This window comes from Micromonospora narathiwatensis (assembly GCF_900089605.1).
Taxonomy (GTDB): Bacteria; Actinomycetota; Actinomycetes; order Mycobacteriales; family Micromonosporaceae; genus Micromonospora; species Micromonospora narathiwatensis.
Window position 1 is genome coordinate 558,379 of the sequence record NZ_LT594324.1, and the last position, 13,863, is coordinate 572,241.

General features: G+C 72.5%; 12 protein-coding genes. 5 read left to right on the top strand and 7 right to left on the bottom strand.

Features of this window, described 5'->3' with window-relative positions; genetic code table 11:
- Positions 1–12 precede the first annotated feature (12 nt).
- Positions 13–804, top strand: a complete 792-nt coding sequence (locus GA0070621_RS02480) for an endonuclease/exonuclease/phosphatase family protein (protein WP_167666517.1) — start codon at positions 13–15, stop codon at positions 802–804.
- A gap of 42 nt (positions 805–846) precedes the next feature.
- Positions 847–1,788, top strand: coding sequence for a hypothetical protein (locus GA0070621_RS02485; protein ID WP_157739804.1), 942 nt, complete (start codon positions 847–849; stop codon positions 1,786–1,788).
- A 171-nt stretch (positions 1,789–1,959) separates the two neighbouring features.
- Here GA0070621_RS02485 and GA0070621_RS02490 read toward each other — a convergent pair whose 3' ends face one another.
- Positions 1,960–2,922, bottom strand: a complete 963-nt coding sequence (locus GA0070621_RS02490; RefSeq protein ID WP_091191252.1) for a TIGR03557 family F420-dependent LLM class oxidoreductase — start codon at positions 2,920–2,922, stop codon at positions 1,960–1,962.
- Between the two features lie 374 nt (positions 2,923–3,296).
- Here GA0070621_RS02490 and GA0070621_RS02495 point away from each other — a divergent pair, with 374 nt between their 5' ends.
- Positions 3,297–4,691, top strand: a complete 1,395-nt coding sequence (locus GA0070621_RS02495; protein WP_091191253.1) for a cellulase family glycosylhydrolase — start codon at positions 3,297–3,299, stop codon at positions 4,689–4,691.
- Positions 4,692–4,795: 104 nt separating this feature from the next.
- Here GA0070621_RS02495 and GA0070621_RS02500 read toward each other — a convergent pair whose 3' ends face one another.
- From GA0070621_RS02500 to GA0070621_RS02510, 3 genes are all read right to left on the bottom strand, one after another.
- Complete coding sequence (locus GA0070621_RS02500) at positions 4,796–6,046, bottom strand: RNA polymerase sigma factor (protein ID WP_091191255.1); 1,251 nt, start codon at positions 6,044–6,046, stop codon at positions 4,796–4,798.
- Between the two features lie 3 nt (positions 6,047–6,049).
- On the bottom strand, positions 6,050–6,442 hold the full coding sequence (locus GA0070621_RS02505; protein WP_197673974.1) for a YciI family protein: 393 nt from the start codon (positions 6,440–6,442) through the stop codon (positions 6,050–6,052).
- A 243-nt stretch (positions 6,443–6,685) separates the two neighbouring features.
- The gene (locus GA0070621_RS02510; RefSeq protein ID WP_091191258.1) at positions 6,686–7,684 is read right to left on the bottom strand and encodes a polysaccharide deacetylase family protein; all 999 of its coding nucleotides are present in this window, start codon (positions 7,682–7,684) and stop codon (positions 6,686–6,688) included.
- 423 nt (positions 7,685–8,107) lie between these two features.
- On the opposite strand from GA0070621_RS02510, the gene GA0070621_RS02515 reads away from it, so the two are divergent.
- Positions 8,108–8,782 carry an RNA polymerase sigma factor gene (locus tag GA0070621_RS02515; RefSeq protein WP_197673939.1) on the top strand — a complete coding sequence of 225 codons (675 nt, stop codon included), beginning with the start codon at positions 8,108–8,110 and terminating at the stop codon, positions 8,780–8,782.
- Positions 8,779–9,720, top strand: coding sequence for a CU044_5270 family protein (locus GA0070621_RS02520; RefSeq protein ID WP_091191260.1), 942 nt, complete (start codon positions 8,779–8,781; stop codon positions 9,718–9,720). The genes GA0070621_RS02515 and GA0070621_RS02520 overlap by 4 nt, the downstream gene beginning before the upstream one ends.
- A gap of 6 nt (positions 9,721–9,726) precedes the next feature.
- Here GA0070621_RS02520 and GA0070621_RS02525 read toward each other — a convergent pair whose 3' ends face one another.
- The 3 genes from GA0070621_RS02525 to GA0070621_RS02535 are packed head-to-tail and all read right to left on the bottom strand — an operon-like array spanning position 9,727 to position 13,855.
- Positions 9,727–11,997 (bottom strand): alpha-galactosidase, encoded by a 2,271-nt coding sequence (locus tag GA0070621_RS02525; protein ID WP_091191262.1) that lies wholly within the window; start codon positions 11,995–11,997, stop codon positions 9,727–9,729.
- Positions 11,994–12,902 (bottom strand): carbohydrate ABC transporter permease, encoded by a 909-nt coding sequence (locus tag GA0070621_RS02530; protein WP_091191264.1) that lies wholly within the window; start codon positions 12,900–12,902, stop codon positions 11,994–11,996. Before GA0070621_RS02530 ends, GA0070621_RS02525 begins: the two co-directional genes overlap by 4 nt.
- Positions 12,899–13,855 (bottom strand): carbohydrate ABC transporter permease, encoded by a 957-nt coding sequence (locus GA0070621_RS02535; RefSeq protein ID WP_091191266.1) that lies wholly within the window; start codon positions 13,853–13,855, stop codon positions 12,899–12,901. The genes GA0070621_RS02530 and GA0070621_RS02535 overlap by 4 nt, the downstream gene beginning before the upstream one ends.
- Between the last annotated feature and the right edge of the window lie 8 nt (positions 13,856–13,863).

The following is a 13,863-nucleotide window of genomic DNA, read 5'->3' on the forward strand; positions in this document are numbered from 1 at the left end:
ATGCTGCGGGTGATGACCTGGAACATCCTGACCGGTGGACGGGACCGGGACGGCACCGACCGGTGGGACCGGATCGTCGCGGTCGTCGCCGCGCAGCGCCCCGACCTACTGGCCGTTCAGGAGTTGCGCGGCCTCGACCGCGGCGGCCGGCTGGCGGAGCTGGCCGGCCGGCTGGGCATGACGCCGCACCTGGCCCGCTCCTGGTTCGGGCAGCCGGTCGCGGTGCTGGTCCGCGCGCCGCTGCGGGCGCTCCGCTCCGGCCGGGTACGCCGCCCGTTCCACCACGCCACCGCCCAGGTCCAGGTGGCCACCGGAGCCGGTCCGCTGACCGTGTTCAGCACCCACCTGAATCCGTACTCGGGTGGGCAGCGGCGGATGGAGGCGGACTGGCTGGCGGTGGCGGTCGGGCGTACCGGGGGTCGGCTGGCCCTGCTCGCCGGGGACCTGAACACGCTCGACCCGGCCGTCGACCACACCGCGCGGCTGGCCGGCCTGCCCACCCTCTACCGGCGGCGGCACCTGCGTCGGGACGGCCGTACCGTCGACACCCGCGCGGTGTCCCGACTGCTCGACGCCGGCCTGGTCGACCTCTGGCCGTACACCGGTGGCGGCGAGCCGGACGGGCCGACCGTGCCGACCCGGTACGGCGGTGCGGAGTTCGCCCCGACGCGCCTGGACTACCTGCTCGCCACCCCGGAGGTGGCCGCCGTGACCCGCGCGGTCCGGGTGGTCCGGGGCGGCGGCGCCGACACCGCCTCCGACCACTATCCGGTCGTCGCCGACCTGGCGCTGGACCCCGGCTGACCGGGACCGCGCGGCGTTGCCGCGGCTGGCTACCGTGACGCCGTGACCAGCCCGCCCAGCCCGTCGCCGGCCCGCCCTCCCGCACCGCCGGGCGTGGTCCCGGCCGCCGGCCCGCCCGCGCCGGCCGCCGCCGAGGAGCCGTCCCCGCTGGTGGTGGCCGTCGCCCGGGCCATCGCCCTGACCGTGGTCCTTCCGGTACGCCTCGGCTGGGAGCTGGTCGTCGTCGCCGGCCGGCTGTTGGGCCGGTACCTGCTCACGCCCACCGGCCGGTTCCTGCGCCGCTGGTTGCTGCGCCCGCTGGCCTGGGCGGCGCGGACCCTGCTGTGGCAGCCCCTGGTGTGGCTGGCGCGGGGTGTGGCCTGGTGCGCGGTGTGGCTGCTCTGGCGGCCCCTGGCCTGGGCGGTGCGGACGCTGGTGTGGCTGCCGCTGGTGTGGCTGGCGCGGGGCGTCGCCGTGGCGATCGACGCCCTGCGGCGTCCGCTGGCCTGGGTGGCCCGGCACCTGATCGCCGCGCCGCTGGGCTGGCTGCTCCGGCACCTGGTGGTCCGGCCGCTGCGCTGGGTCTGGGTACGGCTGCTCGCCCCGGTGCTCCGGGTGACGCTGTACGGCCTCGCCGTCGTCGGCGCTGCCGTGCTCGCCGCGCTCGGCTGGGCGCTGAACGTCGTCGGTCGGGCGCTGCTGGCCGTCGGCCGGGTGCTGTGTTTGGCGCTCGAGGGCGCCTGGCGGCTCGCCGGCCGGTTGCTCCACCTCCTGTACCGGGTGTTGTTGTGCCCGCTGGGATGGGCGCTGCGCTGGGTGTGGCGGCACACCGCGGTGCCGTTGTGGCGGGGCGTACGGGCGGTCGTCGGGCCGGTGGCGCGCGCCGTCCGGTCGACCTGGCGGGCCACGGTCACGCCGACCCGTCGCTGGCTGCGTCGTACGGTGCTGGACCCGGTCCGGCTCACCACCCGGCAGGTGCTCACCGCCCTCGGGCTGCGTCGCTGATCGAACCGCCGCCGCCCCACGGTGGTTCAGAACACCCAGTTCACCAGCACGGTGAGCAGCACCGAGGCGAGGACCGACAGCAGGATCATCAGCAGGCAACCGGGACCGCCCCCGACCGGACGGATCTCGGTGTTTCCGATACGCATGGACCCACCTTCGCAGGTGGGCGACTCACAGCGCGCGCAGCCGGGGCAGCAACTCCTCCCGCGCCCACTCCAGGAACATCGGCTGGCCGTCGCCACCGACCTGGAGAAGCGCCACGTGGGTGAATCCGGCGTCGACGTACCTCTTGAACGCCTCGACGTGCCGGTCCACGTCCGGCCCGCAGGGGATCCCGTCGGCCGCGTCCTCCTCGCGGACGAACCGGGTGGCCCCGGCGAACGCGTTCGGGTCGGGCAGGTTGGCGTTGACCTTCCAGCCCAGGCCGAACCAGCGGAACTGGTCGTGCACGATCTTGCGGCACTCGGCCTCGTCCGGGCCGTAGCAGATCGCCACCTGCCCGTGGCGCGGGCGGCCCGCGCCGCCGGCCTCCTCGTACATCGCGACGAGGTGCGGCAGCGGCTCGGTGGCGATCAGGCCGTCGGCGTACTCGGCGGCGAGGGTGGCCGACTGCCGGCCGGAGGCGGCGACGGCCATCGGCACCGGACGCCCCGGCCGGTCCCAGACGTACGCGTCGGGGACGTCGAAGTGGTTGCCGGAGAACGTCAGCGTCTCGCCGTTGAGCAGCGGACGGATGATCTGCAGCGCCTCCTCGAACATCTCGTGCCGCTGCTCCACGTGCGGCCAGCCGCCGACCACGTGCTCGTTCAGGTTCTCCCCGGCGCCGAGGCCGAGGGTGAACCGGCCGTCCGAGAGCACCCCGATCGTGCTGGCCTTCTGCGCCACCACCGCCGGGTGGTAGCGGCGGATCGGGCAGGTCACGAAGGACATCAGCCCGACCCGGTCGGTGGCGTGGGCGACCGCGCCGAGCACCGACCAGGCGTACGGCGAGTGGCCCTGCGAGTCGAGCCACGGATAGTAGTGGTCGGACATGACGAGGTGGTCGAAGCCGGCCGCCTCGGCGCGTACGGCGTGGTCGATCAACTCCTTCGGACCGGACTGCTCGCACAGGAGGGTGTAGCCGACGCTGACCATGGCGCATCTCCTTCCGGGCGGATCGTCACCGGATACCCCGCCGCGCGGAGGCCAACCCTGGTGTCCGGTTCCGACCCGGACGTCTTGACGCTGGGCGGGATGCTGCTTACAGTCCGGCCTTAACCGGTTCAGGCCGGGAGGCGCAGTGTCCTGTGGTGGGGATGGCCGCCCTTGTGACGGCTCACGGCGACGTGAGCCGTCACAGGCCGCCGCCCGGGATGGTCGATCAACTTAACCGGTTGCCTTCCGCGTTCCATCGCCCTACGCTGATGCCTGCGTCCGCCGGGAGTCGGGCGGCGGCTGTCGGGCTCAGCCGTCTTGTCATCACCACCGCACCCCGATCTGGGCACGGGGAGACCTCCCTGAGGACAGCCATGAAGAAGATCCTCTCCGTCGCGGGCGCCGCCCTGCTGACGGTTCTCACCGCCGTCTTCGCCTTCGGGCAGCCGGCGCACGCCGCCGCCGGCTTCTCCGTATCGAACGGCAAGCTCTACGACGCCAACGGCACCGAGTTCATCATGCGCGGGGTCAACCACGCGCACACCTGGTACCCGCAGCAGACCAGCTCGTTCGCCAACATCAAGGCGCTCGGCGCGAACAGCGTCCGGGTGGTGCTGGCCAGCGGTGACCGCTGGGCCAAGAACGACACCGCCGACGTCGCCAACGTCATCTCGCTCTGCAAGGCCAACAGGTTGATCTGCGTCCTGGAGGTGCACGACACCACCGGGTACGGCGAGCAGAGCGGCGCGATCACCCTGGACCGGGCGGTCACCTACTGGCTGAGCATCGCCAGCGCCCTCCAGGGCCAGGAGAAGTACGTCATCGTCAACATCGGCAACGAGCCGTACGGCAACCAGGGCTACAGCACCTGGGCGACCGACACCGCCAACGCGATCAAGCGGCTGCGCGCCGGCGGCCTCACCCACACCATCATGGTGGACGGCCCGAACTGGGGTCAGGACTGGTCCTTCACCATGCGCGACAACGCCGCCACGGTCTTCAACGCCGACCCGTCGAAGAACACGATCTTCTCGATCCACATGTACGGCGTCTTCAACACCGCCGCCAAGGTCAGCGACTACCTTGACCGGTTCCGCACCGCCAAGCTGCCCATCCTGGTCGGCGAGTTCGGCAACCTCCACTCCGACGGGGACCCGGACGAGGACGCCATCATGGCGTACAGCCAGACCAACGGGATCGGCTACCTGGGCTGGTCGTGGAGCGGCAACGGCGGCGGCGTCGAGTACCTCGACATGACCAACAACTTCAACCCGAGCAGCCTGAGTAGCTGGGGTCAGCGGATCTTCAACGGGGCCAACGGCATCAAGCAGACCGCCAAGGAGGCGTCGGTCTTCTCCGGCAGCACCCCGCCGCCGACGACGACCCCGCCGACGACCACCCCGCCCACGACGACTCCGCCGACCACCCCGCCGCCCACGACGACCCCGCCGACCACTCCGCCGGCGAGCGGCGCCTGCACGGCCAGCTACGCGATCACCAACTCGTGGCCGGGCGGCTTCCAGGCCGAGGTCCAGGTGAAGGCCGGCTCGTCGGCGATCAACGGCTGGACGGTGAAGTGGACCTACGCCAATGGCCAGACGATCAGCCAGGTCTGGAACGCGACGATCACCAACAGTGGCTCGGCGTACACCGCCCGCAACGTCGACTACAACGGCCGGCTCGGTGCCGGTGCCAGCACCAGCTTCGGCTTCCTCGGCACCGCCAACAGCACCAACACCGCCCCGGCGGTGACCTGCACCGCGAGCTGACCCCACCGGTGGCCGGGCCCGCACGGGCCCGGCCACCCGCCGGATCGCCGACGTGGCGGTATCCGGGCCGCCGGGACACCGCCACCTCGCCGAGATGAAGTGGATCAGCTCTGGGCCAGCCGGGCGGCCCGCATCTGCAGGTAGCGCTGCTCGGGGAGGCTGGTGGTCAGGCCGGCTGCGGCCCGGTAGTGGGCGACCGCCCGCTCGCGGTCGCCGGCCATCTCGTACAGGTGGGCCCGGGCCGCGTCGAGGCGGTGGTGTCCGGACAACCGGGGATCGGCGTCCAGGTCGGCGAGGGCGGCCAGCCCGGCGGCCGGTCCGTGCACCATCGCGGTGGCGACCGCCCGGTTGAGCGCCACCACCGGGTTTCCGGAGAGGCGCTCCAGCACCTGGTAGAGGGCGAGGATCTGCGGCCAGTCGGTCTGCGCGGGGGTGGCCGCCTCGTCGTGCAGCGCGGCTACGGCGGCCTGGAGCTGGTACGGCCCGACCGGCCCCCGGGACATCGCCCGGGTGACCAGCGCGGTCCCTTCGGCGATCGCGGTCGCGTCCCACCGGCTCCGGTCCTGGTCGGCCAGCGAGATCAGCTCGCCGGAGGGGCCGGTCCGGGCGGCGGCGCGGGCCTCGGTGAGCAGCATCAGGGCGAGCAGCCCGGCCACCTCGCTGTCGTCGGGCAGCAGCGCGTGCATCGCCCGGGTCAGCCGGATCGCCTCCTCGGACAGGTCCACCCGGCGCAGGTCCGCGCCGAGGCTGGCCGTGTGGCCCTCGGTGAAGATCAGGTAGAGCACGTGCAGCACCGTGGCGAGCCGGCCCTCCCGCTCGCCCTCGTCGGGCATCCGGAACGGCAGCCCCGAGCTGCGGATGCGCTGCTTGGCACGGCTGATCCGCTGCGCCATGGTGGCCTCGGGCACGAGGAAGGCGCGGGCGATCTCGGCGGTGCTCAGGCCACCCACCGCCCGCAGGGTCAGCGCGATCGCCGACGCCGTCGACAGCGTCGGGTGACAGCAGAGGAAGAGCAGGATCAGGGTGTCGTCCCGGTCCGTGACCAGCGGCTCGTCCGCGGCCGGCGCAGTCCGCCGCTGGTCGCCCTCCCGCCGGGCGGCACGGTCCTCCCGGTCACGCCGGGCGGCCTCGGCCCGGACCAGCTCGATCATCCGGCGGTACGCGACCTGGACGAGCCAGCCGCGCGGATTGTCCGGCAGCCCGTCGGCCGGCCACTGGGTGGCCGCGGCCAGCAACGCCTCCTGCACCGCGTCCTCGGCGGTGGCGAAGTCACCGAACCGGCGGGCGAGCACGCCGAGGACCTGCGGCGCCAGCTCGCGCAGCAGGTCCTCGACGGGCCGTTCCGGAGCGCCCAGCGGTCACATCTCCTGCGGCGGCGCGGACATGACCGGGTGCACCTCGATCGGCATGTTCAGCGGTCGCCCGCCGGGGCCCGGAGCGGTGGAGATGTGCGCGGCGATCTCGACCGCCCGCCGCGGCGTCTCGCAGTCCACGATCCACCAGCCGGCGAGGAACTCCTTGGTCTCCGCGAACGGCCCCTCGGTGACCACCGGAGCGCCGCCCTCACCGGCCCGGACGATGCGTGCCTGCTGGGGCCCGGCCAGCCCCTCCGCCTGGACCAGTTCCCCGTCGGCGGTGAGCTTGGCGTTGACCTCCCGCATGAACCCGATGTGCGCCTGCATCTCCTCCGGCGTCCAGGTGTCGATCGACGGGAAGTCGGTCGCGGCGGCGCTGAACTGCATCAACAGCATGTACTTCACGGTTGGCTCCTCATGCCTGTGCACCGATTCTCGGTGCTTCCTACCCCCGGTAGAAGCCGCCACCCCGGTTCTCGACATCCGCGCCGGAGAATTCTCGGCAAGAGGACCGCCCGGGGCCGAACCTCGACGGACAGTGAGAGGGTTCCCGCAGGTCGGTGACGTGCGGGAACCCTCTTCGACGTTCGGCCGGCTCAGCCGGGGTCGCCGGGCGACGACCACCGGGCGCGGGTCAGGTCAGCCTGCTCGGCAGGACACCGTCGGCCAGGTCCAGTTGCCGTTGTGCTGGATGGTGACCCCGAAGTTGTTGCCGCTGCCGTTGGGCGTGGCGACCATCGTCTGGGAGTTGGTCCAGGTGGCGTTGATGTTCCAGGTGGCGATGACCTTCGCGGGGGACGGAATGTTCATCGTGACGGTCCAGGCGTTGGAGCCCGACACCGAGACGTTGAGGTTGTAGCGGTCGCTCCACTGCTGGCCGGCCGACAGCGTCGCGGTGCAGCTACCGCCACCGCCGCCACCACCACCGCTGCCACCGCCGTCGGGGGCCACGGCGCGACCGGTCTGCGGGGAGATCATGCCGGCGCACAGGCCGCGACTGGCCAGCCCCTGCGCGATACGCGGGATCGCCGCGAGCGTGTTGGCGGGCCAGTCGTGCATGAGGATGACCTGGCCGTTGGTGAGCCGGGCGTTGGCCTGCACGATCGCGTCGACGCTGGCGTTGTTCCAGTCCTGCGAGTCGACGTCCCAGATGATCTCGGTCAGGCCGTACTTGGCCTCCACCGATTTCAGGGTCGAGTTCGTCTCGCCGTACGGCGGGCGGAACAGCTTCGGCGTGCCGCCGCCCGCGTTGGCGATGGCCTGCTGCGTACGGGAGAGTTCGGAGTCGATCTGCGCCTGGCTCTGCTGGATCAGGTGCGGGTGGGTGTAGCTGTGGTTGCCGACCCACATGCCGGCGTCGACCTGGGCCCGGACCTGGCCCGGGTTGGCGGCCGCGTTCTGACCCGTGTTGAACATCGTGGCCCGCAGCCCGTTCTGCTTGAGTGCGTTGAGCAGGGCGGCAGTGTTGCCGGACGGGCCGTCGTCGAAGGTGAGCCCGACGTACCCGTTGCAGGCGGCGGCCTGCGCCGGGGCGGCGGTGACGGCGAGGGAGACGGCGACGCTGCTGGCCGCGACCATCGCGGCGACGGCGAGGCCCGCGATCAGGGACCGCTTCGGCGGGTGTGGTGTGGTTCGCATACGGGTGCGCCTCCTCCTGGTGGGGGCTGGCGGGGGACGGGCAGCGTGATACGACCCGGCGGGGGTGTCGGTTCGGGGTGGTGGTTGACCCGGGGGCCGGGTCGCCGGGCGATCCGTATCGACCGCGATCGAGGTCTCTCGATTGGCGACAGTATTGGTCCGGGTCCCTCGCGATGTCAACAACTTCCGGAAGTGCCGTGGAAGCCTTGTCCTGAGCGGAAAACGCGCGCGTGGCTGTCCACCCTGGTCGTCGGCCACCTTGGGTGCTCGTCGCCGCATCGAATCGATGAAAACCATGGTTCAGGAGCCGGGAGGTGGGCCGGTGATCCCGAAAACTTTCGGAGCCCTTCCGGTCGATGTGCAAAAGAATGGGGTGCCCCGGCAGGACCGTTCGGGAACCCCCGGCCGTCGAACGGACAGCAGATGCGTGTGGAGATGAGTGTGCGCGGCCGGATACGGGCCGGGGATCCCGAGGCGTTCCGGCAGCTGTTCGACGACCATGCCCGGTCGGTCTACAACCACGGCTTCCGGCTGACCGGGGACTGGTCGGTGGCCGAGGACGTGGTGTCGCTGACCTTCCTCGAAGCCTGGCGGCTGCGGGACCGGGTGGACGTCGGCGGCGAGGCCGGCGCGCTGCGGCCCTGGCTGCTCGGCATCGCCACCAACGTCGCGCGCAACGTACGCCGAGCCACCCGCCGGTACGCCGGTGCCCTGGCCCGGCTCCCCCCGCCGGAGGTGGTGCCGGACTTCGCCGAGGAGGTCGCCGGCCGCCTCCGGGACCGGGAACGCCTCGCCCGGGTCCGTACCGCCCTCGCGGCGCTGCGCCAGCCCGAACGCGAGGTGCTGGCGCTCTGCGTCTGGTCCGGGCTCGACTACGCCGAGGCAGCGGCGGCGCTCGGCGTACCGGTCGGGACGGTGCGGTCCCGGCTGTCCCGGGCCCGGACCAAGCTGCACAAGCTCGTCGGCGCCGGGCGGCTCGATCCGCCCCGGGGAGTCGTGGCACCGCCCGGGGAGAACACGGAACCGCCCGGCGGTCGTGGACAGGTATCAGTCGACCGCACGATCGCGGTCCGGTTCGCTCAGGAGAACGCCCGATGAACGCCGACCCGAGAGACGTACGCGCCGACCTGGCCGGGCTGCTGCCGGCGCCGGCGGAGCGGGACCTGCCGAGCGACCGCCACCGGTTGATCCAGGAGTTCGTGATGAACGAGATCCACACCGACCACCCCTCGGCCGAGCGGGCGGCACGCCGCACCGCGCCACGGCGCCGGCTGATCCTGGCCTCGGCGCTGACCGGGGCCCTCGCCGCGGCCGCGGCGGTGGTGGTGATCGGCGTCGGCGGGTCCGGCGGCTCCGGGGGTGCGGCCGACGGCCCGGCCACGGCCGCCTCCTCCGGCCAGCAGATCCTGCTCGCCGCCGCCACCACCGCCGAGCAGGCGCCCGCCACCTCCGGTGCCTACTGGTATCTGCGGACGACGTCCACCGATACCGAGTGGGAGAGCTGGACCGGGCGCGACGGCCGGACCTGGGTTCGGGGCGCGAAGACCGGCGGCGACGTGATCGCGCTTTCCTGGGCCGCGTCGTTCCGGCTCGGCGGCCCCGAGGTGAGCCTCGCGCAGCTCCAGCAGTTGCCGACCGAGCCGGCCGCGCTGAAGCACTGGATCACCGAGTCGGTACGGAGCAGCGACGTCCGGACCAGCGCCGGCCGGCCGGACGCCGCGATGCGGGAGCAGATGGTCTTCGACGGCCTGCTCGCCCTGCTGGCCCAGTTGCCCGCCCCGCCCGAGGTCCGGGCCGCCGCCTTTCGGGCGGTCGCCGCGTATCCCGAGGTGACGAGCACCGGCGCGACGGACGGCGGCCGGGGTCTGCTGATCCGCCTCAACGGGGAGACGGTGGCCCGCCTGGTCGTGGACCCGACCACCAGCCGGATCCGGAAGACCAACTTCTTCGTCACCGCGGACGGGGCCCGGATGTCGACGCCGGGGGACGCGATGTTCACCCTGACCGCCGAGTGGACCGATCGGCTGCCCAGGTAGCGAGGTCTACGCGACGGCGTTGACCTCCAGCAGCAGCGCCTGCTCGGGATGCAGGGCCGGCAGCTGAAGCCCCACCGTGGCGAGCACCGAGCCGCCGAGCGTCACCCCGTCGGCCGAGGCCAGCCAGCCCGGCGGGGCCAGCTCCAGGAGCGCCGGTTCTGGCACCCCGGCCGGCGGGCGTACCCGGTAGCGCCGGGACGGGTCCAGTCCCGGCAGGCGTACCGGGCCGGGCACCTGGGCGACCGACGTGGCCAGGCGCGAGACCGCGTACACCGCTCGGGACCGGTCGTGGGCCACCACGCCGTGTGCCTGCACGGCCGGGTGGTCCGGGTGGTCGACCCGGACCACCCGGCCGCCGTGCAGCAGCGGGCGCAGCCGCTTGTGCAGCGCGACCCAGGCGGCGAGTTCGGCCCGCTCCGCCGCGCTGATCGCGCTGATGTCCCACTCGATGCCGTGGTGGCCGAAGAGCGCGGTGACCGCCCGGAAGCCCAGGTCGTGCACCCGGTGGGTGGTGTGCGAGCGGCCCGGCCCGATGTGGGTGCCGACCAGCTCGGGCGGGAGCAGCAGCCCGGTCCAGCGCTGGATGGAGAGCCGCTCCAGCGCGTCGTTGCAGTCGCTGGCCCAGACCCGGTCGGTGCGGCCCAGGATCTCCAGGTCGACCCGGGCGCCGCCGGACGAGCAGCTCTCGATCTCCACGCCGGGGTGCCGGGCGCGCAGCTCGTCGAGCAGCCGGTAGACCGCCACGGTCTGCGCGTGCACCCCGGGCCGGCCGGCGTGCCCGGCCTCGGTGAGATCCCGGTTGTGGTCCCACTTCAGGTACGCGATGCCGTCGTGGCCGCCGAGCAGCGCGTCCAACCGGGACAGCAGGTGGGCGTACGCGTCGGGGTGGGCGAGGTCGAGCACCTGCTGGTGCCGCCACTCGGGCGGCAGCCGGCCGGGCGCCTGGAGCACCCAGTCCGGGTGGGCCCGGAACAGGTCGGAGTCGGGGTTGACCATCTCGGGCTCGACCCAGAGCCCGAACTGCATCCCGTGGCCGCGTACGTGGTCGATGAGCGGTTGCAGCCCGTCCGGCCAGACGTCGTCGTCGACCCACCAGTCGCCCAGCCCGGCCCGGTCGTGCCGGCGGCCCCGGAACCAGCCGTCGTCGAGCACGAAGCGTTCCACGCCCACCTCGGCGGCCCGGTCGGCGAGCCCGGCGAGCCGGTCCAGGTCGTGGTCGAAGTAGACGGCCTCCCAGACGTTCAGCGTCACCGGGCGGGGCGTGCGCGGATGCCGGGGACGGGCCCGCAGGTGGGCGTGCAGCACGTCGCTGAGCCCGTCCAGCCCGTCGGCGGAGTGCACCGCGTAGAGCAGCGGAGTGGCGTACTCGGCACCGGGGGCGAGCAGGATCTCGCCGGGGGTGAGCAGTTCGCCGCCGCCGAGGGTGGACTCGCCGGTCGGGCGGCGCTCGGCCACCGTGACGTGGTCGCCGCTCCACGCGGTGTGCACCGCCCACACCTCGCCGTGCCGGAAGCCGAACCCGGGTGTGCCGGCGACCAGCAGCAGTGTGGCGTCGTGACCGGTCCGGCCGTGCCGGCCCTCGCGTACCCAGGCGCCCATCGGCCACGGGTGCCGCTGCGGGGCGCGTTCCCGGCACCAGCGCCCGGTCAGGTCGAGCAGTTCGGTGGCGACCGCCGGCACCGGCAGCACCGGGGTCAGCTCCCGCACCTCGTACGCCCGGTCGCCGTCGTTGCGCAGCCGGTGCCGCAGCGTCAGCAGCCCGGTCGGGTGCAGTGTGATCTCGACGGTGAGGGACAACCCCGCGCCCGGGTCCGCCGCCCGCACGCTCACCCGCGCGACCCCGGCCCCGTCGGGGTCCCGCTCCTCCCCGGATACGCGCACCGCGTCCCCGCCGCCGGCCACGCGGCTCGGGTCCGGGGCCGATGGCGAGCCGGTGCCCGCAGTGCCGCCCTGCGCGCCCGCCTCGGCGGCCGGCTCGTCGAGCACGTCCACGGCGGTGAGCCGGAAGGCGGTCGACCAGTCCCGGCGGTCACGGTGGCCGGACAGTCCCGGCCGGCCGCTCCAGCCGGCGCTCGCCTCGGGCAGCAGGGACAGCACGGTTGGCATGTCGAAGCTGCTCGGCACCACCGGCGCAATGGTGGCGTCGACCAGGGCGGGCAGGTCGTCGGCGGGCAGCGGGCCGAGGTCGGCACCCCAGTGCACGACCCGAGGCAGCCCCGGACCGCGCGCGTCGAGCACCAGGCTGGTCCGTCCGCGTCGCAGGTGGAGGATCGTCATCCCTTGCTCGCTCCCAGGGTCAGGCCCCGGACGAACTGCTTCTGCAACAGGAAGAAGATCACCAGGGTGGGGATCGCGACCAGCACCGAGCCGGCCGAGACGAGGTTGTTGTCGGTGAAGAACTCGCCGCGCAGGTTGTTCAGCGAACTGGTCACCGGGAACTTGTCGCCGCTGCGCATCAGCACGGTGGCCCAGAAGAACTCGTTGTAGATCCAGGTCACCTCAAGGGTGGCGAGGGCGGCCAGGGCCGGCCGGCACAGCGGCATGGTGATCTGCCAGTACTGCCGCCAGACGCTCGCCCCGTCGACCATCGCCGCCTCGTACAGATCGTGCGGCAGGGCCTTCATGTAGTTGCTCAGCACGAAGACGCAGAAGCCGCACTGGAAGGCGACGTTGACCAGGATCAGTCCCCAGTAGCTGTCGTAGAGCAGCTCCGAGTCGCTCATCCAGGACGGCAGCGGGATCTGGGTGAACATCCGGAACAGCGGGATCAGCAGGGCCTGCTGCGGCAGCAGGTTCGCCGCGGTGAACAGCCCGAGCAGGACGAGGTTGACCCGCCAGCTGAACCGGGCGATCACGAACGCCACGCAGGAGGCGAGGAAGAGGGTCAGCAGCACCGCCGGGACCGTGATGTAGACCGAGTTGAGGAAGTGCTTGCCGAACTCGGCGGTCCGCCAGGCGGTGACGTAGTTGTCGACGGTCCAGCCGCCGAGCGAGACGTAGCCATGGGCGGCGGTGTACTGGTACGAGCGCAGCGAGGTCAGCACCGCCCAGAGGATCGGGAAGAGCCAGCCGACCGCCACCGTACCCAGGAAGAGGTGCAGGACCAGCCGGGCGGGCCGCAGTGGCCGGCGGCGCCCGGCCGGCGCGGCGGCCGTGGGCTCCCGGGTCGAGATGGCGATCATCGCCGGTCCTCCCGCATGACGGTGGCCAGGTAGACGGTGATGAAGACCAGGGAGACGACCAGCATGATCGTCGCCAGCGCGGAGCCGAAGCCGATCCGGCTCGCCTCGCCGACCACGTTCGCGGTGACCAGCGCGGAGAGCAGCTCCAGCCCGTTGCGGCCCTTGTTGATGACCCAGACCAGGTCGAACGCGCGCAGCGACTCGATCACCGTCACCACCAGCACGATGATGTTGATCGGCCGCATCACCGGGAAGACCACCCGGAAGAAGGTGCTGGTCTCCGAGGAGCCGTCCACCGCGGCGGCCTCGCGCAGCGACGGGTCGACGCCCTTCAGGCCGGCCAGGTAGAGCAGCATGATGTAGCCGACGTGCCGCCACCCGGCGGCCACCAGGACCGCCCAGATGTTGACGTGCGGGTCGCCGTACCAGTCGACGTTGCTGCCCAGCACCGCGTTGAGCAGGCCCTGGTCGCGGCTGTAGATGAGCTGCCAGACGAAGCCGATCAGCGCCAGGGAGAGCACCACCGGCAGGTAGAGCGCGGTCTGGTAGAACCGGCTGCCGCGCATCTCCTTGTCGAGCAGCACGGCGAGGAGCATCCCGAACGGGGTGGCCACCACGAACAGGGCGGCCAGCCAGAGCAGGTTGTTCTGGATCGCCGGCACGAACGGCGGGTAGATGTTCACCACGTCGTCGTAGTTCTTCCACCCGACCCAGTCGATCTCGCCGATGGGGCCGATCCCGTCCCAGTTGGTGCCGGAGAGCAGCACGGTGGCCAGCGCCGGCAGCCAGACCAGCCCGCAGACGAGGATCAGGGGTACGAGCACCATCAGCGTGATCACCACGCGGTCGGTACGGGACAGGAGCCGTAGCCGGCGGCGGCGACCACCGGGGGAGGTGGTCGCGGCCGGTGCTGGCACGGCGTGATCCGCTTGGATCAGGGGCAGGTCGGACACGGTGTCCT

Excerpts from the sequence above, each read along its gene's own strand:
- GA0070621_RS02510 (WP_091191258.1), bottom strand. The coding sequence starts at position 7,684 with ATGCGAACCACACCACACCCGCCGAAGCGGTCCCTGATCGCGGGCCTC.
- GA0070621_RS02520 (WP_091191260.1), top strand. The coding sequence starts at position 8,779 with ATGAACGCCGACCCGAGAGACGTACGCGCCGACCTGGCCGGGCTGCTG.
- GA0070621_RS02530 (WP_091191264.1), bottom strand. The coding sequence starts at position 12,902 with ATGATCGCCATCTCGACCCGGGAGCCCACGGCCGCCGCGCCGGCCGGG.
- GA0070621_RS02525 (WP_091191262.1), bottom strand. The coding sequence starts at position 11,997 with ATGACGATCCTCCACCTGCGACGCGGACGGACCAGCCTGGTGCTCGAC.
- GA0070621_RS02480 (WP_167666517.1), top strand. The coding sequence starts at position 13 with ATGACCTGGAACATCCTGACCGGTGGACGGGACCGGGACGGCACCGAC.
- GA0070621_RS02490 (WP_091191252.1), bottom strand. The coding sequence starts at position 2,922 with ATGGTCAGCGTCGGCTACACCCTCCTGTGCGAGCAGTCCGGTCCGAAG.
- GA0070621_RS02505 (WP_197673974.1), bottom strand. The coding sequence starts at position 6,442 with ATGCTGTTGATGCAGTTCAGCGCCGCCGCGACCGACTTCCCGTCGATC.
- GA0070621_RS02495 (WP_091191253.1), top strand. The coding sequence starts at position 3,297 with ATGAAGAAGATCCTCTCCGTCGCGGGCGCCGCCCTGCTGACGGTTCTC.
- GA0070621_RS02515 (WP_197673939.1), top strand. The coding sequence starts at position 8,108 with ATGCGTGTGGAGATGAGTGTGCGCGGCCGGATACGGGCCGGGGATCCC.